This is a genomic window from Calditerricola satsumensis (genome assembly GCF_014646935.1).
Taxonomy (GTDB): Bacteria; Bacillota; Bacilli; order Calditerricolales; family Calditerricolaceae; genus Calditerricola; species Calditerricola satsumensis.
Window position 1 is genome coordinate 1 of record NZ_BMOF01000024.1, and the last position, 23,431, is coordinate 23,431.

Sequence of the window (23,431 nt, forward strand, 5' to 3'; positions counted from 1 at the left end):
CAGCTGCTCCGTGGCCTGAGCTTGCAAAATTTGATTCAAGACGGACTCCAGGAGCTTGGCGTGCGAATCGTCTTTCGTGTCGCGGAGAAAAAGTTGATGCAAAAGCTGTGCATCTACGGTAATCTGATAGTGAGCCATTTCGATCCCCTCTCCCTTTTTGTTTTTTGTGGGTTCAAGCTCCATTCTAACCGAGGGGGATTGGAAATGGCTCTCTAACTTTTTTCAGAGAGTCCTTTTTACACAAGAATATGGACTCAACTGCCCCGCATCGGGCTCCTTTTGTTTTTGCTATAATAACGAGGTATGAACCATCCAAACCAAACGGGAGGAAAAGAATGAGCGGCCGCTTCCGGCACGATTGCGAAGACGTGTACGAAATCGAGCGCCTGTTGCGCCACATGAGCTGCATCGTCAAGCAAAAAGGGCGGGAGATCCTGAATCATTTTCCCATCACGCCGCCCCAGTTTGACGCCTTGCTATGGCTTGACGAGTGCGGCGATTTGACGATCAGCGAGCTGTCGAACCGCATGTACCTGGCGTGCAGCACGATCACCGACCTCGTTGACCGCATGGAGAAAAACGGACTGGTTGAACGGGTGCGCGACCAGAGCGATCGCCGGGTCGTGCGCATTCGCCTGCTCGACAAGGGCCGCCAAATCATCCAGGAGGTGCTCAAGCGCCGGCGGGAGTACCTGGCCGAGGTGCTGGCACACGTCCCGCCGGACGATGTGCGGGAGATTCGCCGCGCCCTCACCCGGCTGAACGAGACAATGGAGAAGTGTGCGGGAACCTGACGGCGACATACGATACGGTACACCCCGAGAAAGAAGGAGACGCGGTATGGGTTCTGCAATCGGCGTTTTCGATTCCGGTGTTGGCGGGTTAACGGTCGTCAAGGAGATCCTGCGCCAGCTCCCGCGCGAGCGGATCGTTTATTTTGGCGATGCGGCGCGGTGTCCCTACGGTCCGCGTCCGGCTGGGGAGATCCGGCGGTTTGCCGAAGAGATTGTGGCGTTTCTCATGCAGTTCCCGCTGAAACTGCTCGTCATCGCGTGCAACACGGCGACGGCGGTGGCGTTGGAGACGCTGCAGGAGCGCCTTCCCGTTCCCGTCGTCGGCGTCATCCAGCCGGGAGCCCGCGCGGCAATCAAAGCGACGAAAAACGGCCGCATCGGCGTGATCGGCACGATCGGCACGATTCGCAGCCGTGCCTATGAAACGGCCATTTTGCGCGTCAATCCCCAGGTGACGGTCGTCAGCCACGCCTGTCCCGAACTGGTGCCGCTTGTCGAATCGGGCGTGCTGCGAGGCCCAGCGGCGCGGGCCGCGGTGGAGCGGGCTCTGGAACCGCTTCAAGGCTCGGGCATCGACACGCTCATCCTGGGCTGCACGCACTACCCCCTGTTGCAGCCGGTGATCCAGGACGTTCTGGGGGACGGCGTGACGCTCATCAACTCGGCGGAGGAGACCGCGCGCGAGATCAGCGCCATTCTCGCCCACCGCGGGCTCTTGGCCGAGAACGTGCCCGCAGACGACGGGCACCGCTTTTTCACCTCGGGAGACGCGGCGCTGTTTCGCCGCATTGCGGAAGAGTGGTTCGGGTTTCCCGTTGACGTGCGGCACACGTCACCCTCGATGAGCCTGGCGCGCTCGCCGGCATAACGGTGCTGGGGATGCGGAACGGGCCGGACAACGGAGGCATATTTCCGTCCCGCAGGCTCGTATACATGGGAGTAACCAAGCCTGCGAGGAGGGAACGCCATGGTTCGTTTCCGCACGAAGGGGGGCGTTGTGGCCGCCGTACTTGCCATCCTGATGCTGGTTGTGGCCGGATGCGGCCTGTTCGGCCCCAATGAATCGTCTGCGCCCATCGATCCACCGCCAAATCCTCAGGGAAACGGCGATAACGAGGTAAGCCCCGATCCGCCCGTGGGGGAAGGCGCGACGCCGGCGGCGGGCGAGATCACCCAAGTGGTGTACCTGAAGAGCCCGGAAGGCTACATCGTTCCGTGGGCGCTCCGCTTGCCCAAGCCGGAGGGGAACGAGTACGCCAAGCAGGTGCTGACCTACATGGTGAAGGGCGGCCCGGTCGAGGCGCTTCTGCCTGAAGGTTTCTCGGCCGTCCTGCCGGAAGGGACGAAGGTGCTCGGGCTGTCGATTAAGGACGGCGTGGCCACTGTGGATTTCTCGAAGGAATTTGCCAAATATCCGCCGGAGGATGAGCGCAAAATTCTGGAGGCTGTCACCTGGACGCTCACCGAGTTTGACAACGTCCAGCGCGTGGTCATCTGGCTTGAGGGCAAGCCGCTGAACGTCATGCCGGTGGGCGGAACGCCGGTCAACGCCCCGCTCAGCCGCGCCGACGGCATCAATCTGGAGCTGGCCGACAACGTGGAGCCGGGGCGCGCGTCCTACGTTACCCTCTACTTCCAGGCCGACACCCCGTCGGGCAAGGGGTCGTACTTCGTACCGATCACGCGCGGCATCCCCCGCACGGAGGATTTGGCGCGCGCTACGCTGGAGCAGCTGATTCTCGGGCCGCGCCAGGAGTCGGGCTTGTACAGCGCCCTGCTTCCCTCCACGCGCGTTCTCGGGGTCCATGTGGACAAAGGGGTGGCCGTGGCCAACTTTGACGACAAGTTGCTCGCCTTCAGCGAGAAGGGGGCGTCACCCGAGGCGATCCAGTCCATCGTGCTGTCGCTGACGGAAACGACCGGGGCCCAGCAGGTGCTCATCCAGGTGAACGGCAAGAGCGCGGGGGTTAAGGCGGCGGCGATGGACCTGTCGAAGCCGGTGGCCCGTCCGGCGATGGTCAACCCGTTGACGACCGAAACTCGATGAAGCGTTCCTGCGTAAGGACGAAAGGCCGCAATCCCGCTCAGGGGATTCCGGCCTTTTTGTGTGGATCCCGCACCTCTACGCCTCGCGCGATGCCCGGCACGAGGAGGAGCCGTATGGCCCTCTCCAGCGGCCGGCCAGAATGGTCTGGGCGATGCCGATAAAGTACTCCGACTCCCGGCGGATATGGTTCAAGACGACGACGGCGACGGGATTGGCGCGGATCGGCTCGCTTTCCCTGGCCAGCCGCCCCAAAAAGGCGACAAACTGTTTGCTTTGGCGCAGCGCGAAGTCGACGAGGGCCAGCACCTGCCGCCAGACGGCTGGCGGAATCGGGCGTTTCAGCCGAATGACCGTTTCCAGGTACCGTCGCACCACGCCCTCGGTTTGCGCGAAGGCGTCTTCCCAGGCGCGGAGCGCGTCGACGAACCGTGGCTCCAGATTGGGCACGAGCTCGCGGATGACGACGGTGTGCTCGGCCTCCTGGCGTTTCCAAAACTCGGCTTCGTCCAAGATGCGCAGCGGCATCTTCTCACCGTAGACGAACCGCAAGACTCCCCTCCTCCTTCCATGGCGGCGGGATGTGCGTATCGACGGTTTCAGTCTATTGCCGCGCGCGAAAAGAGGTGCACCTGCCGGGTGCGATTTGATCTGACGGCGACCGGCTATGCTATAATGGTCAGGAAACGCTGACCGGCACAGGAGGAAAGCGGACGATGCGAGTAGATGGGCGAAAAGCCGACGAGTTGCGACCCGTAACCATCACGCCGCACTACCTCAAGTACGCGGAGGGTTCGGTGCTCATTGAAGTGGGCGACACGAAGGTGATCTGTGCGGCGACGCTGGAAGACAAGGTGCCGTCGTTCGTGCGCGGGACGGGAAAAGGCTGGGTAACGGCCGAGTATGCCATGCTGCCGCGCGCCACGGAGCAGCGGACCCCGCGGGACATAACCAAGGGGAAAGTGAGCGGCCGCACGATGGAGATCCAGCGGCTGATCGGACGTGCGCTGCGCGCCGTGGCGGACCTTGAAGCGCTGGGTGAACGAACGATCATCATCGACTGCGACGTGATCCAAGCCGACGGCGGCACGCGCACGGCGTCGATCACCGGAGCCTTCGTGGCCATGGTGCTGGCCATGGACCGGCTGCGTCAGGCGGGGGAGGTGCCCTATCTGCCGGTCCGCGATTTTCTCGCCGCCACGAGCGTGGGCGTCTTGGGCGAGGAGCTCCTGCTGGATCTGTGCTACGCGGAAGACAGCCAGGTGAAGGTGGACATGAACATCGTCATGACCGGCTCCGGCCAGCTGGTGGAAGTGCAGGGCACGGGCGAGGAGGCCACCTTCTCGCGCGAGGAACTGGACCGGATGATCACCCTGGCCGAAAAGGGCATTCGCGAACTGGTGGCCGTGCAGCGTCAGATCCTTGGCGAGCTGGCCGACCTGGTCGGGGTGAAGCCGCCGGCGGAGGAGGCGGCGGAACCGGCCGGGGAGGCGGACACCTCGATGACGGAGGCGGCCGGTGCGGAGGCGGCGGGCCATGTTCCGGCTGAATGAGCTGGTGCTGGCGACGCGCAATCCGGGAAAGGTGCGGGAGATGGCGGCGCTGCTCGCCGATCTGGGCGTGACGGTGCGGAGCCTGTCCGACGTGCCCGGCGCGCCGGAGGTGGAGGAGGACGGGCGGACCTTCGCCGAGAACGCCGTGAAAAAAGCGGAGACCATCGCCCGCTTCACCGGGTTGCCCGCGTTGGCCGACGATTCGGGGCTTGAGGTGGACGCCTTGGGCGGGGCGCCGGGTGTCTTCTCGGCGCGTTACGCCGGGGAAGGGGCAAGCGACGCGGCCAACAACGCAAAGCTCCTCGCCGCGCTGGCGGGCGTCCCGGCGGAGCGGCGCACGGCGCGCTACCGCTGCGTGCTGGCTCTCGCGGCTCCCGGCATGCCGACGGTGACGGTGGAAGGTGTCTGCGAAGGGCGGATCGCCGAACAGCCGCGCGGTACGGGGGGATTTGGCTACGATCCCCTCTTTTACCTTCCGGGCAGGGGCAAAACGATGGCCGAACTGAGGCCGGAGGAGAAAAACGCCATCAGCCACCGCGGCCAGGCGCTGCGGCGGCTCAAAGCCTTGCTCATCGAACGGGGGTGGTGCGGTCATGCGGGCCCTGGTGCTGAGTGACACGCACGGGATGACCCGTGAGTTGCGCGATGTGGTTGACGGGACGTCGTTTTCGGCCATCTTTCACTGCGGCGATTTCTGCTGCGACCGGGCGGAGCTGCCGTTTGCCCCCACCGGGATCGTGCGCGGCGACTGCGACGCGGCGCGCGACGTGCCCGAGGAGCAGGTGGTCGCGTGGGGCGGTTTTCGTGTTCTCCTCACCCATGGCCACCGCTATCGGGTGAAGGAGACCCTTTTGCCCCTGAAATACCGCGCCTTGGAAGTTGGGGCGAACCTGGTGCTGTTTGGCCATTCGCACGTCCCCCTGGCCACAATGGAAGACGGCGTGCTGCTGGTCAACCCCGGAAGCCTGGCCGCTCCGCGGAGATTCCCCCGGCCCACCTACGCGGTTCTGGAGGCCGAAGGGACAACCGTCCGGGTCACCTTTTACGATGCGAAGGGAATGGCCGTTGACGAACTCGGCGGCACGTTCAATCTTTCCCCCACGCCTTGAGGATTCCGTGGAATGATGCTAAAATAGCTACGGCACGCGTCTCCGTCATCCGTTCATGACGCGTCCCAGTAGCTCAGCTGGATAGAGCAGCGGCCTTCTAAGCCGTCGGTCGGGGGTTCGAATCCCTCCTGGGACGCCATACATATTCTTCTTTTTATTGGAAACCGATAGTCGTGTTTTCCAATCGAGAAGCGTCGCCCCTCACGCTGCGCGGTGTGAGGGGCTTTTCCTTTTCGGCCAGCGTGGAGGCGGGCGGATCGGATGCGCCATCACGAAAATTTTTCGACAATCTTCGCCGCCTTTGCCCTTGTGGATAACGTTTTCCACATTGCCCACAGGCTCGTGTGGACGGCCAACGCGGGGAGAACGGGCGCGCGGCGGCCCGTTGTTCACGGGTGATGCACAGGCCTTTCCACAGCTTTTGTGAATAACCGTTCACCTTGAAGGGAATGAGGGGGCGTGCTACCATAGGAACACCGCGAATCCACGCGAGCCGACATGGGGGTGACGGGGATGCGCGATTTACCGGACGACCTCTTGTTGGAGGCGTATCAGAAAGCCATCGAATTGCAACTGGATCTGCTGTTTATCCAACTGCTGGGGGACGAGATTCGTCGACGGGGCCTGCTCCAATGAGCGGATCCGGAGCGTGCGCGTAGCCGCCTGTTCCGCTTTGCCCCCTTCCGGATACGGGATGTGGCGACGTCTGTTTTCACCAGGGCGATCCGCCAACGTCCCGTTTTTTTGTTGGGTGTCCTATGCGCTGAATACATCGTCGGCCGGAAGGATATCAATGGTACTGGTACCGGTGCCAACGGGCAGAAGGCCGCATCTGTGCGCCGCAAGAGGAGGCTGCACCATGGAAGGGGATACCCTGCTATACAGCCGGTTGCTCACGTTCGTCACCCTCGGGTTTCACATCGTGTTTGCCACGCTGGGTGTGGGCGTTCCGGTGATGATCTCCCTGGCCGAGTGGGTCGGCATTCGGCGAAAGGACCCGCACTATGTGCTGATGGCCCGCCGCTGGTCGCGCGGCTTTGTCATCACCGTCGCCGTGGGGGTGGTGACGGGCACGTGCATCGGCATGCAGCTGTCGCTTCTGTGGCCGCGGTTCATGCAGGCGGCCGGGCATGTGATCAGCCTGCCGATGTTCCTGGAGATTTTCGCCTTCTTTCTGGAAGCCATTTTTCTCGGCATCTACATGTACACGTGGGACCGCTTTCGCCCGATCGTGCACTGGCTGCTCACGCTGCCGGTGGTGATCGGCTCGTCGGCGTCGGCCTTTTTCATCACCACGGTGAACGCGTTTATGAACACGCCCCAGGGGTTTACGTTGCAGAACGGGCAGTTCGTTGACGTCGACCCGTGGGCGGCAATGTGGAACCCGGCCACGCCGTCCAAAGTGGCCCACGTGCTCGCGTCGGCCTATTTGACGTCGGCGTTTCTCTTGGGTTCCATCGCCGCCTTCCGCTTGCTCCAGGGACGCGACCACCCCTACTATCGCAAGGCGCTGCGCTTCACCATGGCCGCCAGCCTGGTGTTTGCTGTGGCGACGGTGGTGGCCGGCGACTGGTCGGGAAAATTCTTGGCCGAACACCAGCCGGAAAAGCTGGCCGCTGCGGAATGGCATTTCGAAACAAAACCCCGCGCCGAGCTGATTGTCGGCGGTGTGCTCGATCCCGAAACGGGCGAGGTGGCGTACGCCTTGCGCATTCCGTGGGCGCTGAGCATCCTGGCCCACGGCCATCCCGATGCGGTGGTGACGGGTTTGGACGCCATCCCGCGCGAGCAGTGGCCGCCTTTGTTCGTGCACTACGTGTTCGACGCGATGGTGCTCATCGGGTTTTACACGGTGCTTGTGCCCATCGCCTACTTTGGCTACATCTGGCGCAAGCGCGCGGTGCCGCGGTTGGTCTTGCGCCTCATTGTGTGGGGGGGACCGCTGGCCATGCTGGCCATCGAGCTGGGGTGGATCTACGCCGAGGTGGGGCGCCAGCCGTGGATTTTGCGCGGGTACATGAAAACGGCAGAAGCCGTCACCACGAGCGAGGGCGTCGGGCTGATGCTTGTCCTCTTTTCGCTGCTCTACATCGTTCTAGCGGCGGTGGCCGCGTTTGTGCTCCTGCGCCTGTTCCGCAACAAACCGCTCGAGGCGGAGCTCGAGGAGCGGCGCGTGATCCTGTGAGGGGGTGGTCGGATGTCCCTGGCCCTTGTCGGCATTACCGTGTTGTGGGTCTTTCTGTACGGATACCTGATCGTGGCCTCCATTGACTTCGGCGCCGGCTTTTTTTCCTTTTATGGCAAGTGGACCGGGAAGGGGGCCGTCATCAACGACGTGATTGACCGCTATCTGTCGCCGGTGTGGGAGGTGACGAACGTTTTTCTCGTCTTTTTCCTCGTCGGGCTGGTTGGTTTTTTCCCCGACGCCGCGTACTACTACGGCGAGGCGTTGCTCATCCCCGGAAGCGTGGCCCTCATTCTGCTCGCCATCCGCGGGTCCTTTTACGCCTTTGCCAATTACGGCGCGCGGGAGAGCACGTTGTTTCTGTTCTTGTACGGCATGAGCGGGCTGTTCATTCCCGCCGCGCTGTCGACGGTGCTCACCATCTCCGAAGGCGGCTTTATCATCGAACAGGGCGGCCGTGTTGTGTTCCTGGCCAACGAACTGCTGACGAGCCCCTATTCCTGGTCAGTGGTGCTCCTTGCCCTCGTCAGCGTGCTGTTCATCAGTGCGTCGTTTCTGACGTATTACGCCAGCCGGGCCGAGGACCAGGAAGCCCTTGAGGTGCTTCGCTCTTTTGCCCTCTTTTGGAGCCTGCCCACCATCTTTGCCGGTTTTCTGGTTTTTGTCACGTTGCGGGAGCACAATCCGCAGCATTTTCATGCTATGCTAGACGTAAGCTGGATGTTTGTCGCGTCGATGGGCTGCTTCCTCGTCGCCCTGGGGCTGCTCATGCGCCGCAAAGCCTACGGCATGGCGTTTCTCTTCGTCATGCTGCAGTATGCCTTTGCCTTTTTTGGCTACGGCGTCTCGCACCTGCCGTATTTGCTGTACCCGTACGTGACGATCACCGGCAGCGTAACCAGCCCGGCAATGGGCCAGGCCCTCATCGCCGCCTTTGTCGGGGGGTTGGCGCTGCTCATCCCGTCGCTGTGGCTGCTTTTGCGCTTGTTCCTTTTCGATGCCCGGTACGTGAAGGGGTTGCGGCCGTAAGACGGCGGTGGTGGAAGATGGGGAAACGGAGGGAGAGGGAGATGCGCGTGAAACCATCGCGGCCGGTGGCGCAGGCTCTATTGGTGGCCGGCGACGTGGCCGTGTTTTTGCTGTTTTCGGTGTGGGGGCGCGCCAGCCATGGCCTGTCGCTTGGCGCGCTCGAGGTGCTCAAAACGGCGTTTCCGTTTCTCGCCGCCTGGCTGGTGGTGGGCGCGGCGCTGAAGGCGTTTCGGCTCGAGGCTTTTCGCACCGCGAGCGGGACGGTGAAGCGGGTGACGGGCATCTGGCTCGTGGCCGGCGTGGCGGGCCTGGTGTTCCGCGCCCTTTTGGTCGGCCACGCCATCATTCCCAGTTTTGCTGTCGTGACGCTGATCACGGTCTGGGTGCTCATGGTGGTCTGGCGGCTGGTGTTTTGGGCGCTCGTTCTGCGGCCGGTGCGGCGATAAATGGGAAGGGCCAACCTTGAGGCGAAACGGGGCGAGGGGCATGGAACGGAAACGGTGGGAAAGGCCGTCCGACAACGTGGTCGTGTTGCCTGGGGCGGTGCGCCAGCTCCTCGAGCAGGCGGTGCGGGCCGGGAAGGAGGGAGACGACGAGGAGGCGTATCGCTGCTTTCGGGAGGCGGCGCGCCTCGACCCGAGCAGCGCGCCGGCGCGGTTCGGCTGTGCCCTGGCCCTCTTGAAGCTGGGGCGGTTCGAGGACGCGGTGCGCGAGACGGAAGCCCTGCTCTTCGATGCGGTCGGGAACCCCTACGAGGCGTTGCGGCTGCATGTGGCGGCGCTGTTCCAACTGGGGCGGTACGAGGAAGCGATGCACCATCTCCTGGCCGTGCTCGACGACGACGCCGTATCGCCGACGGCGGCGCGGGAGTTTGAGGAGCTGCTTGTTCTGTGCGCCCAGGCCGTGCAGGAGACCGGCGGCGCCGAGCTGCCGGGCGGCGATGCGCGTTCGGGCATCGCGGCGCGCGTTCGGGAGCGGGCGGCGGCCGATCCCACTTACCGCGAGCGGCTTGTGGCCGAGCTGTTTGCGGCCGGCCGGGAGCGGCAGCTTGCGGCGTTGGAGCAGCTGAAGCACCTGGACGACGAGGCCGTCACCACGGCGCTCGTGCGCTTTTTGCGCTTTCACGCCGGCGATCCGGTCGTCAAAACCCTTGCCCTGGCGGTGCTCAAGGCGCGCGGCGAGCGCGGTGTCGTGCAGATGGAAAAATTCGGGCGATCCTGGTCCGTCGACATCGCGGCGGCGCCGGTGGCGTGGGACGACCTCGACGAACGCGACCGCGCGGTGTACGCGCGCTTGTCCCATCACGGGTATCATGAGGATCCCGCGTTCGTGCGGTTTGCCTACCACCTGTGGATGGAGTACCGCCTGGCCCTGTTTCCGCTCGCACCGGCGCGCCGCAAGCCAACGGTATGGGCCGCGGCGTTGCACGTGATGACGGCCAACTTTTTCGCCATGGCGGTGCGGCGCAAGGAGATTGCCGCCCGCTACGGCGTCTCGCCGCAGGCCGTCTCCCGGGCGTGCCGGGATCTCGACCGCGTGCTCCGCGCCACCGGCAATGGCCGTCCGGTTCATTGATCGGACCCGAATGTTTTGTTTATAATAAAGTGGTTGCAACCGACGCACTGATCCGTTACGGTTGGAGCGTTGTTGAGGAGGGAACCAGGCATGAAGGCGACGTGGGAGAAAACCGAAAACAGCCGCGGCGTGCTGACCGTCGAAGTGGACGAGGCCCAGGTGGCCGCGGCCCTGGACAAGGCCTTTAAAAAAGTGGTGCGCAACGTGACCGTTCCCGGCTTCCGCAAGGGGAGGGTCCCGCGCCCGATCTTTGAAGCCCGCTTTGGCGTCGAGGTGCTGTACCAAGACGCGGCGGACATCCTCTTGCAAGAGACCTACCCCCAAGCCGTCGAGCAGACGGGCATCGAGCCGGTGGCGCCGCCAGAGATTGACATTGAGCAGATTGGCAAGGGGAAACCGTTTATTTATAAGGCGACCGTCGTGGTCAAGCCGGACGTGAAGCTGGGCGAATACAAGGGCTTGGAGATTCCGGTCAAATCCTTTGCCGTGACCGACGCGGATGTGGAAGCCCGGCTTAAGGAGCTTCAGGAGAAAAACGCCACCCTGGAAGCGGTGGAAGACGGCGCGGCGGAAAACGGCGATGTGGTGACCCTCGATTTTGAGGGCTTCTTGAACGGCGAACCCTTTGAGGGCGGCAAGGCCGAGAAGTACGTGGTGGAACTGGGGTCCGGCACGCTGGTTGCCGGCTTCGAGGAGCAGGTTGTCGGCATGAAGCCCGGCGAGGAGAAGGAGATCACCGTCACCTTCCCGGACGACTACCACAACGCCGATCTGGCCGGAAAAACGGCCACCTTCAAGGTGAAGCTCCACGAAGTGAAGCGCAAAAACCTGCCGGCGCTCGACGACGAGTTTGCCAAGGACGTCAGCGAGTTTGAAACCCTCGAGGAGCTGAAGGCCGACCTGCGCAAAAAGCTGGAGGAAGAAGCGCGCCGCAACGAGGAGCAGTACAAGCGCGACACGGTGGTGGAAAAGGCGGCCGAGAACGCCGAGGTGGAGATTCCGGACGTCATGATCGAGCGGGAGATCGACAACCTCGTGCGCGATTTCGACTTCCAGCTCCGCCTCATGGGCCTGACCCTGGACCGCTATTTGGCCATGTCGCGTTTAACGCGCGAGGCGTTGCGGGAACAATTCAGGGAGAACGCCGCCAAGCGCGTGCGCGCGTACCTCGTTCTCGAGGCGATTGCCAAGGCCGAGAACATCGCCGTGACCGACGAGGACATCGAGAAGGAGATCGCGGCGATTGCCGAGCGTTACGCGCAACCGGTGGAGCAGGTGAAGAAGGTGTATGAGGATCCGCACCGTCGCGAAGCGCTGAAAGACGAACTGCGGATCCGCAAGACCATCGATTTTCTGGTTGCAAACAGCCGTGCGGTGGCATAAACTAGAAGAAACACCCATGCGCACAATCCAACAAGGCACGGTGGGCTCTCCAACGTGCCTTGTTTTTCCCTCATATGCACCAAGGGGGCGATGTGAGCATGTACCTCGTACCGATGGTGATTGAACAGACGAACCGCGGCGAGCGGGCGTATGACATTTACTCCCGGCTGCTCAAGGACCGCATCATCTTCATCGGCACGCCGATCGATGACGATGTGGCCAACCTGGTGGTGGCGCAGCTCTTGTTCCTCGCGGCGGAAGATCCGGAAAAGGACATCCACCTGTACATAAACTCGCCCGGCGGTTCGGTGACCGCGGGGCTGGCCATTTACGACACCATGCAATACATAAAGCCGGACGTGTCGACGATCTGCGTGGGCATGGCTGCGAGCATGGGTGCGCTCCTGCTTGCGGCCGGTGCCAAGGGCAAGCGGTTCGCCCTGCCGAACAGCGAGATCATGATCCATCAGCCGCTCGGTGGTGTGCGCGGGCAGGCCTCCGACATCAAGATCCACGCCGACTGGATCTTGAAGACCAAGGAGCGGCTGAACCGGATCCTGGCCGAGCGAACCGGGCAGCCCTTGGAAAAGATCGAGCGGGATACGGATCGCGATCACTTCATGAGCGCAGAGGAGGCGAAAGCGTACGGGATCATCGACGAGGTCATCACCCCGCGATGAGCATACGCAAGAGGTGAGACAATGTTTAAATTTGGCGACGAAAAAGGCCAACTGAAGTGTTCCTTTTGCGGCAAAACCCAGGACCAGGTCCGCAAGCTGGTGGCCGGTCCTGGCGTCTATATTTGCGACGAGTGCATTGAGCTGTGCACGGAAATCGTCGAGGAGGAATTGGGCAACGAGGAGGAGCTGGAGCTCACCGAGGTGCCCAAGCCCCACGAAATCCGCAAGTTCCTCGACGAGTACGTCATTGGCCAGGAGCACGCCAAAAAGACCCTCTCCGTCGCCGTGTACAACCACTACAAGCGCATCCACACGGCGCAGAAGTTTGACGATGTCGAGCTGCAGAAGAGCAACATCCTGCTCATCGGGCCGACGGGGAGCGGGAAGACGCTCCTTGCGCAGACGCTGGCGCGCATCCTGAACGTGCCCTTTGCCATCGCCGACGCCACGTCGCTCACCGAGGCGGGGTACGTCGGCGAGGACGTGGAGAACATCCTCCTCAAGCTGATTCAGGCGGCCGACTACGACGTGGAGCGGGCGGAGAAGGGGATCATCTACATCGACGAGATCGACAAGATCGCCCGCAAGTCGGAAAACCCGTCGATCACGCGCGACGTATCCGGCGAGGGCGTGCAGCAGGCCCTTCTGAAGATCCTCGAGGGGACCATCGCCAGTGTGCCGCCGCAGGGCGGGCGTAAGCACCCGCACCAGGAGTTCATCCAGATCGACACGACGAACATCCTGTTCATCTGCGGCGGGGCCTTTGACGGCTTGGAGCAGATCATCAAGCGGCGGATCGGCAAGAAGATGATCGGCTTTGGCGCCGATGTGGCCACGGGCGGCAAGGACCTCTCCCAGGGCGAGATCCTGTCGATGGTCATGCCCGAGGACCTCTTGAAGTTCGGGCTGATCCCCGAATTCATCGGCCGCCTGCCGGTGGTGGCCACGCTGGAGCCCCTCGACGAGGACGCCCTCGTGCGCATCCTCACCGAGCCGCGCAACGCCCTGGTGAAGCAGTATCAGAAGCTCCTGGAAATGGACGGCGTCGAGCTGGAGTTCACGCCGGAAGCGCTGCGGGCCATCGCCAAGGAGGCCATCAAGCGCAACACCGGCGCGCGCGGCCTGCGGGCGATCATCGAGGGCATCATGCTCGACGTGATGTACGAGATACCCTCGCGCGACGACGTGGCCAAGGTGATCGTCACCGAGGAGACGGTCCTCCACCGCGTGCCGCCGCGCCTCATCGCCAAGGACGGCCGCATCCTCACCGACTTTGCGGCCAAGGAGGAAAGCGCCTGATCCTTACCACCGGTGCCAGCCAGTCCAATCGGCTGCCAGGGAACACCTGGCAGCCGTTCGTTTAGGTGCCCCCCCTCTCGGCAATACTACACCTAGCTTGCGGACGGCGCCATGGAGAGACGCCGAGGAGGGAGCCCGATGGAGTGGACGCTCGTCCTGACGCTGGTGCAGGTCTTCTTTGCTGTGGTCATCGGCTTGTACTTCTGGAATCTGCTCAAAAACCAGCGCACCAGCCGCACGGCTTTCGATCGCGAATCGCGCAAGGAAATGGAGCAGCTTCGGCGGCTGCGCGAGATTTCCCTGTCCGAGCCCCTCGCCGAGAAGGCCCGGCCGCGCTCCTTTGACGAGATCGTCGGTCAGGAAGAGGGGCTCAAGGCGCTCAAAGCGGCCTTGTGCGGGCCCAATCCCCAGCACGTGATCATCTACGGGCCCCCGGGAGTGGGCAAGACCGCGGCGGCGCGCGTCGTGCTGGAGCTGGCCAAGCAGAATCCCCAGTCGCCTTTTCGCCCCGACGCCAAGTTTGTGGAGATCGACGCGACCACGGCCCGCTTTGACGAGCGCGGCATCGCCGATCCCCTCATCGGCTCCGTGCACGACCCGATCTACCAGGGGGCCGGTGCCCTGGGCGTGGCCGGCATCCCCCAGCCGAAGCCCGGAGCGGTGACAAAGGCCCACGGCGGCATCCTGTTCATCGACGAGATTGGCGAGCTCCATCCCATTCAGATGAACAAGCTGCTCAAGGTGCTCGAAGACCGGAAAGTCTTTTTGGAAAGCGCCTACTACAGCGAAGAGAACGAAAACATCCCCAAGCATATCCACGACATCTTCCAGAACGGGCTTCCGGCCGACTTCCGCCTGGTCGGGGCGACGACCCGCCTGCCGGAGGAGATCCCGCCGGCCATCCGCTCCCGCTGCGTGGAGATCTTTTTCCGCCCGCTCCGCCATGACGAAGTGGTGCGCATCGTGCGCGGGGCCCTGGCGCGCATCGACGTGGACGGCGACGACGAGGCGGTGGAGCTGATTGCCCGCTACGCGGCCAACGGGCGGGACGCGGTCAACCTGCTCCAGATCGCCGCCGGGCTGGCCATTTCCGAGGGGCGCAGACGCGTCACCCGCAGCGACGTGGAATGGGTGATCCACATGAGCCAGCTGTCGCCGCGGCCGGAGCGCAAAGTGTCCGACCGTCCGCTCGTCGGCGTGGCCAACGGTCTGGCCGTCTACGGGCCGAGCGCCGGCGCGCTGATGGAAGTGGAGGTGTCGGTGCTGCCGGCTTCGCGCAAGGGGCGCGGTGTGGTGACGCTCACCGGCGTCGTGGACGAGGAGGAGATCGGGGGCGGCGCGCGTGTGCTCAAGCGCAAGAGCCTGGTGCGGAGCTCGGTGGAGAACGTGCTCACCGTGTTGCGCAAGCGGGGCCTCCGCCCCCAGGACCGCGACCTGCACATCAACTTCCCCGGCGGCGTGCCCGTCGACGGTCCGTCGGCCGGCATTGCCATCCTCGTGGCCATCTATTCGGCCCTCACCGGGCGGCCCGTCGACAACCTCGCGGCGATGACCGGCGAGGTGAGCATCCACGGCAAGGTCAAGCCGGTGGGCGGCATCGTGGCCAAGGTGGACGCGGCGCGCCATGCCGGCGCCAAGCGGGTGTTCATTCCCCGGGAAAACGACCAGGCCCTGTTTGCCGAATGGCCGGACATCCAGGTGATTCCGGTGGACGAGGTGGACGAGGTGCTGGAACAGGTGTTTGGGGAGACCCCGGAGCTTGAGCGGCCTGAGCCGGTGCGCGTGGCCGAGCCCATCCCGGCTGGCGCGGCGGCCTCGTTCTCCTGCGAGGCGGTTAGACAAACGAATCCGTCATGAGCTACAATGATAGGCAGCGAAACGGAGGTGCGTGCCATGGGAACGAGGAAGGAGCCGCGCGTGTTGCCGCTGCTGCCGCTCAGGGGCATTGTGGTGTTCCCCACGATGGTCCTCCATCTCGACGTCGGGCGTGAAAAGTCGGTGCGAGCCCTTGAACGGTCGATGGTGGAGGACAATTTGATTGTGCTCGCCACGCAGGAAGAGATGCATGTGGAGACGCCCACGCCGGACGACATCTTCCGCATGGGCACGGTGGCGCACATCAAGCAGATGCTGAAGCTCCCCAACGGCACGATCCGCGTGCTCGTGGAAGGGCTGCGCCGGTCGCGGATTCTTTCCTACGAGCAGGAGGAACCGTACTTCGCCGTGCGCGTCGAAGAGATCGAGGAACAGCGTGACGTGGAGGACAACGAGACGGAAGCGCTCATGCGCACGGCGCTCAACCATTTTGAGCAGTACATCCGCCTGTCGCGCAAGGTGTCGCCGGAGACGCTGACGGCGGTGATGGACATCGACGAACCCGGCCGGCTGGCCGATGCCATCGCCTCGCACATGGCCCTCAAGATCCGCGACAAGCAGGCCATCCTGGAGACGGTCGACGTCAAGGCGCGCCTGGAAAAGCTCCTGGAGATCCTCAACAACGAGCGGGAAGTGCTCGAGCTCGAGCGCAAGATTGGCCTGCGCGTCAAGAAGCAGATGGAGCGAACGCAGAAGGAGTACTACCTGCGCGAGCAAATGAAGGCCATCCAGCGCGAGCTCGGCGAGCGCGAAGGGCGGGCCGGCGAAATCGAGGAGCTGCGCGAGAAGCTGAAGAAGTTCGACGCACCGCAGAATATTAAGGAAAAGATCGAGAAGGAGATCGACCGGCTGGAAAAGATGCCGGCCACGTCGGCGGAGAGCGCCGTCATCCGCACGTACATCGACTGGCTGTTCGCCCTGCCGTGGACGCAGCGCACCGAGGACAACCTCGACCTGGCCCACGCCGAGAAGGTGCTCAACGAAGACCATTACGGCCTGGAAAAGGTGAAGGAGCGCATTCTCGAGTACCTGGCCGTGCAAAACCTCGTCGGCAAGCTGAAGGGGCCGATCCTCTGCCTCGTCGGACCGCCGGGGGTGGGGAAGACGTCCCTCGGCCGCTCCATTGCCCGCGCCCTCGGCCGCAAGTTCGTGCGCGTCTCCCTCGGCGGGGTGCGCGACGAAGCGGAGATCCGCGGCCACCGGCGCACCTACGTCGGCGCCCTGCCTGGCCGGATCATCCAGGGGATGAAGAACGCCGGCACGGTCAACCCGGTCTTTTTGCTCGACGAGATCGACAAGATGGCGATGGACTTCCGCGGCGACCCGTCGGCGGCGCTTCTCGAGGTGCTGGATCCCGAACAGAACCACGCCTTCAGCGACCACTACATCGAGGAGCCCTACGACCTGTCGCAGGTCATGTTCATCGCCACGGCCAACACGACGCACACCATTCCCCGTCCTCTTCTCGACCGGATGGAGGTGATCCACCTCTCCGGCTACACCGAGGTGGAGAAGCTGCACATCGCCCGCGACTATCTCTTGCCCAAGCAAATGAAGGAGCACGGGCTGGGCAAAGACAAGCTCCAGGTGCACGACGAGGCCCTGATGAAGATCATCCGCCGCTACACGCGCGAAGCCGGCGTGCGCAACCTGGAGCGCCAGCTGGCCACCTTGTGCCGCAAAGCGGCCAAGCTGATCGTGAGCGGGGAGAAGAAGCGCGTCGTCGTCACGCCGAACACGGTGGAGACGTACCTCGGCAAGCCGAAGTACCGCTACGGCGTGGCGGAGAAAAAGGATCAGGTGGGCGTGGCCACCGGGCTGGCCTGGACCGAGGCCGGCGGCGACACGCTGTCGGTCGAGGTGTCGGTGCTGCCGGGCAAGGGCAAGCTGACGCTGACCGGCCACCTCGGCGACGTGATGAAGGAGTCGGCCCAGGCGGCCTTCAGCTACATCCGCTCGCGGTGGGAAGTGCTCGGCATCGACCCCGAGTTCCACGAGAAGACGGACGTCCACATCCATGTGCCGGAGGGGGCCATTCCCAAGGACGGCCCATCGGCCGGCATCACCATCGCCACGGCCCTGGCCTCGGCCTTGACGGGTCGCCCCGTGTCGCGGGAGGTGGGCATGACCGGGGAGATCACCCTGCGCGGAATGGTCCTGCCCATCGGCGGGGTGAAGGAGAAGGTGCTGAGCGCCCACCGGGCGGGGCTCAAGACGGTGGTGTTGCCCAAGGAAAACGAGAAAGACCTCGACGACGTGCCGGAGACGGTGCGCGCCGATCTGCGCTTTGTCCTCGTCGAGCACATGGACGAGGTGCTGAAGGTGGCGCTCAAGGAGGAGGTCGTGGCGCCGCCGGCGTGGCTGAAGGAGCGCGCCGATGACGGCGAGGAGAAGCCGGAGGCGGCGGTACCGTCTGCGGCCGTCCTGGAGCGGGGGGATGCGGGACGTGAAGGTGACGCAGGCAGCGTACGCATGTAGCGCGGTTTCGCCCGACCAGTACCCGAAGGACCGGCTCCCGGAGATCGCCCTGGTGGGCCGCTCCAACGTGGGCAAGTCGTCGTTCATCAACAAGATGGTGAACCGCCACAAGCTGGCCCACACCAGCTCCACGCCGGGGAAAACGCGCACGCTGAACTTCTACCGCATCAACAACCGCTTCTACTTTGTCGACTTTCCCGGCTACGGTTTCGCCAAGGTGTCGAAGGAGGAGCGGGCGAAGTGGGCGGCGTTCATCGAGGAGTACCTGACCAGCCGCCGCTTTCTCGTCGGCGTCGTCCACATCGTCGACCTGCGCCATCCGCCCACGGCCGACGACAAGCTGATGGCCGACTGGCTGCGCCATGCCGGCCTCCCCACCGTCGTCGTGGCCACCAAGGCCGACAAGGTGTCGCGCGGCCAGTGGCCCAAGCACGTGAAGGCGGTGCGCGAGGGGCTCGGCCTGAACGAGGAGGTGCCCGTGGTCGTCTTCTCGGCCGAGACGGGGGAAGGCAAGGACAAGGTGTGGGGCCTCCTCCTCGACTGGGTCGACGCCTTCAAGCCGCCGGTGGTGTAGGGGAAGAGGGAGCAGGTTCGACTTGTCCGAAAACGCAGCGGGTGGTGCGAACGGAAAAGGCCCTTTTCCGCAGAGGAGCGGAAGGGGCCTTTTCTTGTGATGGGGCTTACAGGTTGACCGGTCCAGCGGGACGCAGCTTCTGGGCATGAGCATGCGCTGGACCGCTAGGGGGCTACCATGCGCAACCCGAGTGTTGATCAGTCCGGTGGCATCGTACGGGGCGTTTGTCCTCGGCGCCTTCTCTACCGCTCGTAGACCAGCCGGCCGCCCACCAGGGTGAAGGCGCAGCGGAGGTCGGGGTCCAGCACCGTGATGTCGGCGTCCTTTCCCGGGGCGAGACTTCCCTTGCGCGCAGCCAAGCCCACCTTCCGCGCCGGGACGAGGCTGGCCATGGCCACGGCCGCAGGGAGCGGAAGGCCCACCCGGTGCACCATGTGGGCCATCCCGCGGCCCGGATGGCATCGGTGATGAGGTGAAGGCCCCGGCTTCCTTTCGCCGCCACTGCCAGGCGCAGGGCCAGGGGGGAGACATGGAGGCCGTCGACTTGCGCAGCGGTGGCGTTTGTGTGCCCGATCGAGACCACCACCCCCTGCGCGGCGAGGTGCGCGATCACCTCCAGGGCTCCAGGGAGCTCCGGGGCCAGGGTCACCTGCCAGACGGGACCGTCGGGCCCGGGAAGCCCGCCCGCCTGCAGGATCCCGTCCTCCGGCGCCGAGACGAGGGTGGCGAGGAGCCCGGTGGTGCCGTGGCGGGCGTGGGTGGTGCAGGCGGTGAGGACGGCGTCGAGCGTGCCGTCGGCAAAGTCGGCCCCGCCGCCCCGTCCCGGATGACCACGACGCCATCGGGGAGGATCCGGTCCGGCAGCACGAGCTGTCCACGGATCCAGCGCATGAACGTTCCCTCCCGCGCGCCTTGATTTTTTTCCCATCCGCCGGTATGCTGGAAACAAGAGGTGAGGGAAATGTTCAAAAAATTCTTGTCCAAGATCGGCATCGGGGCCGCCACGATTGACCTGGTCCTGGAAACGGACACGGTGCGCATGGGCGAAACCGTGCGGGGCGAATTGGTTGTGACCGGCGGCGAGGTGGAGCAGGCCATCGAAGGGATCCAAGTCGATCTCGTCGTCACGTCGCAGTACGAAGTGGACGATGCCGTGCGCCACGTGCGGGAGACGGTGGCGCGCCAGACGATCAGCGACGCCTTCGTCCTCCATCCGGGGGAAACGAAGACCTATCCGTTTGCGTTCGCGATTCCGACGGGCATTCCCGTCTCGTCTGTCACCACCCGATACGTTTTCGCCACCAACCTGGAGATCGACGCCGCCCTCGATGCGAAGGACCGCGATCCGGTGACGGTGTTGCCCACAGGGCTGTTGCAGAACTTTCTCGAAGGGTTTGCGCTGCTCGGGTTTGTGCCGAGGCGGGAAGCGTACACCGGGCGCTATCAGATCTTCGATTTTTCCCCTACCGCGTGGCTGCGCGGGCAGCTCGACGAGCTGGTCTTCCAGTTTGATCCGCGCAAAACCCAGACCGCCGTGGAGGGGTATTTTGAGATCGACAAGAAAAACAAAGGCCTGCTCGGGCTCATCGCCGATGAGCTGGACCTGGATGAGAAAAAGGGGCGCTTCCGCTTTACCGCCACCGAGCTGGCGTCCAGAGACAAGGCGGCGGAAACGATTCGCGCCTTTCTCGAACGCCATTTGCGCGACCTCGTGTAAGGGGAGGCGTCCCCTTTTTCTTTTTGGAAAGCGGGCCCTCGCGCACAGGGGCGTTCATTTCCGTCTGCTGAGGAGGAGGTACCCGCCCGCCACCATGGCCGCCGCCGGCCACCATCGGTGGAGCGTGGCGAGGGCGTCGAGCGGCGGAAGCAGGCGGGCGTCCACAGCGGCCTGCAGGGCGGCGCTCGCCCCGATGACGGCCGCTGCCGCCCACACGAGGGGCGCCCGCGTGGCCCACGCTGCGACGAAGCAAGCCGTCGCCACGATCAGGGGTTCGACGAGGGCTGCGCGCAGCCCGGCCCCCAGGTGGGCGTTGGCCAGGGGCAAGAGGCCAAAGCCGAGAAGGAGCAGGCCGGGGATGAGCAGGTTGGCGTCGCGTCGCTGCCGGGCGGTGTAGGCAAAGTAGGCGCCAAGGGCGGCAAGGAGGGCCGAAGGGCTGAGCACCACGTCGAGGACGGGGTGGTGGAGTTGGCGGTTGAGCAGGGTCAGCCCGGTCCACAACAGGGCCGAGCCGCCGAGGAGGAAGCGACGTCCGCTCGGGCGCTTGGGCATCGGCGATCACCTCCGGTTTGTCAGCGGGGCGGCTGCGCGGACGCGGCTTGCTGCGTGCGCGGCCGCGTCGGCCATTCGGCCAGCACCATGCCGGCGAAGATGAGCGCGCCGCCGACGAGGGCAAGGGGACCGAGCACCTCGCCGATCCACAGGTACGACGTGAGGGCGGCAAACAGCGGTTCGGTGGCGAAGATGAGGGCCACGTGGGCCGGCGTGGTGTATTGCTGGAAGGCCGTCTGCGCCCAGAAGGCGAGGGCCGTGGCCGGCACGGCGGTGATGACGAGGGCGAGCCCCACGTCGCGGCTGGCCAAGACGGCGGGGGACACCATGCGGGCCGGGTCTTCCCACACGAGGGCGGCGACGAAGCTGAGGAGGGACACCGTGGCGATCTGCACCACGGCGAGGGCCAGGGCGTCGTGGCGCGGGGCAAAGCGGCCGGTGTAGACGATCTGCAGGGCGAAGCAGAGGGCGCACAAGAGCACGAGGGCGTCGCCGCGGTTCCAGGCGCCGCCGGAGACAAGCGCAAAGAGCCCCGCCTCGCTTCCTTCTTCAACTGAACGGAAGGCCTCTTCCCCCGCGCCGGAGAGGAGGTACAGCCCGGCGGCGGCCAGCACGGCGCCGACCCACGCCGGAGGGGAGGGGCGATGGCGCAAAATCAGCCAGCTGAACAGGGGCACAAGGACGACGGAGAGCCCGGTGATGAAACCGGCCCGCGCCGGCGTGGTCCACAGAAGGCCGAGGGTTTGCAGTGCATAGCCGCCGAAGAGCCACACGCCCAGCACCGCTCCGGCGGCCAGGCTGCGCCGGGTGAGGCGTACCCGCTGCCGCAGCAGCCGCCCGATGGCCCACAGGCATACCGCCGCCAGGGCGAAGCGGACGGCCAGAAAGCTGAAGGGCGGCAGTTTCGCGATGGCTTTCTGCACGAGCACGAACGTGGCCCCCCACACGAAGGCCACACCGAGGAGCACGGCATCGGCTGCCCACTTACGCATGTTGGGCTTCCCGCCTTTCGTTGCCAGAATCGTGTTACAACGGAACCATTATACCACGCGGCCCGGGCAACTGTCCGGGATTGTTCACATTTGCCTTCCGTTTGCCGGCGGACAACGTGTTATAATGACGATGATGTGAGAGACTAGGATCGACAGCGTTTGCGCTTTTGTGCCAGCAAAGGCGGGTGAACCCTATGCACATCCTGGTGGTTGGCCTCAACCACAAGACGGCGCCGGTCGCCGTGCGCGAAAAGCTGGCCTTTACGCCGGAGCACCGCGATCGGGCCCTGCCGGTGTTGCGCAATACGAAGAGCGTCCTCGAAGGCGTCATCCTCTCCACCTGCAACCGCATGGAGGTGTACGCCGTCGTCGACCAGCTGCACACCGGCGAGCATTTCATCAAGGGCTTCTTGAGCGAGCAGTTCAACCTGCCGAAGGAGGAATTTGTCGACTACTTGTACGTGAAGGCCAATGACGAGGCCGTCGTTCATCTCTTCCGGGTGACGGCGGGCCTCGATTCCCTCGTGTTGGGCGAGACGCAGATCCTCGGCCAGGTGCGCGAGGCGTACTACGCGGCGCTCGAGGCCGGCGCCACGGGAACGGTCTTCAACACCCTGTTCAAGCAGGCCATCACGCTGGCCAAGCGCGCCCATGCCGAGACACAGATCAACCACAACGCCGTGTCGGTCAGCTATGCCGCCGTCGAGCTGGGGAAGAAGGTGTTCGGCTCCTTTGCCGGCAAGCGCGTGCTGATCATCGGCGCCGGCAAGATGGGCGAGCTGACCGTCAAGCACCTCCTGGCCAACGGGGCGCGCCAGGTGATGGTCGTCAACCGCACGGTGGAGAAGGCGCGGGAGCTGGCCGCGTCCTACGACGGCGAGGCCTACGGTTTCGACGCGCTGCCCGAGGTGCTCGTGCGGGCCGACGTTGTGATCAGCTCCACCGGCGCGCCGGGCTACGTGGTGACGAAGGCCGACGTCGCCGCGGCGATGGCCCAGCGCCGCTGGCGGCCGCTCTTCCTCATTGACATTGCCGTGCCGCGCGATCTCGACCCGGCCATCGCCGAGCTGGACAACGTCTACCTCTACGACATCGACGACCTCAAGGGCGTCGTGGCGGCCAACTTGCGCGAGCGCGAGAAGGAGGCGCGCAAGATCGAGGCGATGATCGCCGAGGAGCTGGAGGCGTTCCACAAGTGGCTGAACACCCTGGGCGTCGTGCCGCTCATCGCCGCCCTGCGCGAGAAGGCCCTGGCGATCCAGGACGAGGCGATGAAGCGCATCGAGAAGAAGCTGCCGCACCTTTCCGAGCAGGAGCTGCGCGTCATCCGCAAGCAGACGAAGAGCATCGTCAACCAGCTGCTGCGCGACCCCATCCTGCGCATCAAGGAGCTGGCCGCCGAGCCCAACGCCGAAGAGGCCAAGGCGCTGTTTGCCACGATCTTCGCCCTGGAAGAGGCCCTTGCCGCGCGTCAGGCCCAGGAGACCGCCTGTAGGCGGCCGGAAGCCGACGCCGCGCGCGGCCGGCTTCCGGCGGTGGAGGCTCTGGAACTTCCCCTCCGGCCGTGAGAAGCGCGTCTCCCGCCGCCACGC

The 23,431-nt window shown here is 64.6% G+C and carries 23 protein-coding genes, 1 tRNA gene and 1 pseudogene; 20 read left to right on the plus strand and 5 right to left on the minus strand.

What is annotated here, in order from left to right; genetic code table 11:
• A pseudogene (locus tag IEX61_RS06890) lies at window positions 1-138 on the minus strand (IS256 family transposase); the annotation flags it as partial.
• Window positions 139-335: 197 nt separating this feature from the next.
• Here IEX61_RS06890 and IEX61_RS06895 point away from each other — a divergent pair.
• The 3 genes from IEX61_RS06895 (at window position 336) to IEX61_RS06905 (ending at window position 2,841) form a co-directional block, all read left to right on the plus strand.
• Window positions 336-794 carry a MarR family winged helix-turn-helix transcriptional regulator gene (locus IEX61_RS06895; RefSeq protein ID WP_054672268.1) on the plus strand — a complete coding sequence of 153 codons (459 nt, stop codon included), beginning with the start codon at window positions 336-338 and terminating at the stop codon, window positions 792-794.
• Between the two features lie 46 nt (window positions 795-840).
• Window positions 841-1,662 carry a glutamate racemase gene (racE, locus tag IEX61_RS06900; protein ID WP_054672270.1) on the plus strand — a complete coding sequence of 274 codons (822 nt, stop codon included), beginning with the start codon at window positions 841-843 and terminating at the stop codon, window positions 1,660-1,662.
• 99 nt (window positions 1,663-1,761) lie between these two features.
• On the plus strand, window positions 1,762-2,841 hold the full coding sequence (locus tag IEX61_RS06905; RefSeq protein ID WP_054672273.1) for a GerMN domain-containing protein: 1,080 nt from the start codon (window positions 1,762-1,764) through the stop codon (window positions 2,839-2,841).
• A 75-nt stretch (window positions 2,842-2,916) separates the two neighbouring features.
• On the opposite strand, the gene IEX61_RS06910 is transcribed toward IEX61_RS06905, so the two are convergent.
• Window positions 2,917-3,390, minus strand: a complete 474-nt coding sequence (locus IEX61_RS06910) for a DUF2935 domain-containing protein (protein ID WP_054672276.1) — start codon at window positions 3,388-3,390, stop codon at window positions 2,917-2,919.
• A 164-nt stretch (window positions 3,391-3,554) separates the two neighbouring features.
• Between IEX61_RS06910 and rph the strand changes: the two genes are divergently transcribed.
• From rph to yihA, 15 genes are all read left to right on the plus strand, one after another.
• The gene (gene rph, locus IEX61_RS06915; protein ID WP_188817290.1) at window positions 3,555-4,391 is read left to right on the plus strand and encodes a ribonuclease PH; all 837 of its coding nucleotides are present in this window, start codon (window positions 3,555-3,557) and stop codon (window positions 4,389-4,391) included.
• Window positions 4,384-5,007, plus strand: a complete 624-nt coding sequence (locus tag IEX61_RS06920) for an XTP/dITP diphosphatase (RefSeq protein ID WP_188817316.1) — start codon at window positions 4,384-4,386, stop codon at window positions 5,005-5,007. The genes rph and IEX61_RS06920 overlap by 8 nt, the downstream gene beginning before the upstream one ends.
• Window positions 4,985-5,500 (plus strand): metallophosphoesterase, encoded by a 516-nt coding sequence (locus IEX61_RS06925; RefSeq protein WP_188817292.1) that lies wholly within the window; start codon window positions 4,985-4,987, stop codon window positions 5,498-5,500. Before IEX61_RS06920 ends, IEX61_RS06925 begins: the two co-directional genes overlap by 23 nt.
• A gap of 62 nt (window positions 5,501-5,562) precedes the next feature.
• Window positions 5,563-5,639 (plus strand) — tRNA-Arg (locus tag IEX61_RS06930).
• Window positions 5,640-6,013: 374 nt separating this feature from the next.
• Window positions 6,014-6,136 carry a sporulation histidine kinase inhibitor Sda gene (gene sda / locus IEX61_RS06935; protein ID WP_157057786.1) on the plus strand — a complete coding sequence of 41 codons (123 nt, stop codon included), beginning with the start codon at window positions 6,014-6,016 and terminating at the stop codon, window positions 6,134-6,136.
• A gap of 223 nt (window positions 6,137-6,359) precedes the next feature.
• The gene (locus IEX61_RS06940; RefSeq protein WP_188817294.1) at window positions 6,360-7,685 is read left to right on the plus strand and encodes a cytochrome ubiquinol oxidase subunit I; all 1,326 of its coding nucleotides are present in this window, start codon (window positions 6,360-6,362) and stop codon (window positions 7,683-7,685) included.
• 12 nt (window positions 7,686-7,697) lie between these two features.
• Window positions 7,698-8,714, plus strand: a complete 1,017-nt coding sequence (locus IEX61_RS06945; RefSeq protein WP_054671991.1) for a cytochrome d ubiquinol oxidase subunit II — start codon at window positions 7,698-7,700, stop codon at window positions 8,712-8,714.
• Window positions 8,715-8,755: 41 nt separating this feature from the next.
• Complete coding sequence (locus IEX61_RS06950) at window positions 8,756-9,160, plus strand: DUF3054 domain-containing protein (RefSeq protein WP_054671988.1); 405 nt, start codon at window positions 8,756-8,758, stop codon at window positions 9,158-9,160.
• A 40-nt stretch (window positions 9,161-9,200) separates the two neighbouring features.
• Window positions 9,201-10,289, plus strand: coding sequence for a tetratricopeptide repeat protein (locus tag IEX61_RS06955; RefSeq protein WP_188817295.1), 1,089 nt, complete (start codon window positions 9,201-9,203; stop codon window positions 10,287-10,289).
• A 90-nt stretch (window positions 10,290-10,379) separates the two neighbouring features.
• Complete coding sequence (tig, locus tag IEX61_RS06960; RefSeq protein WP_054670166.1) at window positions 10,380-11,672, plus strand: trigger factor; 1,293 nt, start codon at window positions 10,380-10,382, stop codon at window positions 11,670-11,672.
• 98 nt (window positions 11,673-11,770) lie between these two features.
• Complete coding sequence (clpP, locus tag IEX61_RS06965; protein WP_054670168.1) at window positions 11,771-12,352, plus strand: ATP-dependent Clp endopeptidase proteolytic subunit ClpP; 582 nt, start codon at window positions 11,771-11,773, stop codon at window positions 12,350-12,352.
• A gap of 21 nt (window positions 12,353-12,373) precedes the next feature.
• Window positions 12,374-13,651, plus strand: coding sequence for an ATP-dependent protease ATP-binding subunit ClpX (gene clpX / locus IEX61_RS06970; RefSeq protein WP_054670171.1), 1,278 nt, complete (start codon window positions 12,374-12,376; stop codon window positions 13,649-13,651).
• A 138-nt stretch (window positions 13,652-13,789) separates the two neighbouring features.
• Entirely contained in the window at window positions 13,790-15,508 is a 1,719-nt protein-coding gene (lonB, locus tag IEX61_RS06975; protein WP_083462893.1) for an ATP-dependent protease LonB, read from the plus strand.
• Between the two features lie 36 nt (window positions 15,509-15,544).
• The gene (gene lon, locus IEX61_RS06980; protein WP_083462894.1) at window positions 15,545-18,004 is read left to right on the plus strand and encodes an endopeptidase La; all 2,460 of its coding nucleotides are present in this window, start codon (window positions 15,545-15,547) and stop codon (window positions 18,002-18,004) included.
• Window positions 17,973-18,578: a ribosome biogenesis GTP-binding protein YihA/YsxC gene (gene yihA, locus IEX61_RS06985; RefSeq protein WP_054670179.1), complete on the plus strand. Its 606-nt coding sequence runs from the start codon at window positions 17,973-17,975 to the stop codon at window positions 18,576-18,578. Before lon ends, yihA begins: the two co-directional genes overlap by 32 nt.
• Before the next feature lie 242 nt (window positions 18,579-18,820).
• On the opposite strand, the gene IEX61_RS06990 is transcribed toward yihA, so the two are convergent.
• Complete coding sequence (locus tag IEX61_RS06990; protein WP_083462895.1) at window positions 18,821-19,021, minus strand: amidohydrolase family protein; 201 nt, start codon at window positions 19,019-19,021, stop codon at window positions 18,821-18,823.
• Between the two features lie 518 nt (window positions 19,022-19,539).
• Here IEX61_RS06990 and IEX61_RS06995 point away from each other — a divergent pair.
• Window positions 19,540-20,295 (plus strand): sporulation protein, encoded by a 756-nt coding sequence (locus IEX61_RS06995; RefSeq protein WP_188817297.1) that lies wholly within the window; start codon window positions 19,540-19,542, stop codon window positions 20,293-20,295.
• 54 nt (window positions 20,296-20,349) lie between these two features.
• Here the strand turns inward: IEX61_RS06995 and IEX61_RS07000 are convergent, their stop codons facing one another.
• Both IEX61_RS07000 and IEX61_RS07005 read right to left on the minus strand, forming a co-directional pair.
• On the minus strand, window positions 20,350-20,847 hold the full coding sequence (locus IEX61_RS07000) for a hypothetical protein (protein ID WP_188817299.1): 498 nt from the start codon (window positions 20,845-20,847) through the stop codon (window positions 20,350-20,352).
• Window positions 20,848-20,867: 20 nt separating this feature from the next.
• Window positions 20,868-21,839 (minus strand): DMT family transporter, encoded by a 972-nt coding sequence (locus IEX61_RS07005; RefSeq protein WP_188817301.1) that lies wholly within the window; start codon window positions 21,837-21,839, stop codon window positions 20,868-20,870.
• Between the two features lie 194 nt (window positions 21,840-22,033).
• Between IEX61_RS07005 and hemA the strand changes: the two genes are divergently transcribed.
• Entirely contained in the window at window positions 22,034-23,407 is a 1,374-nt protein-coding gene (gene hemA / locus IEX61_RS07010) for a glutamyl-tRNA reductase (RefSeq protein ID WP_188817303.1), read from the plus strand.
• Window positions 23,408-23,431: the final 24 nt, after the last annotated feature.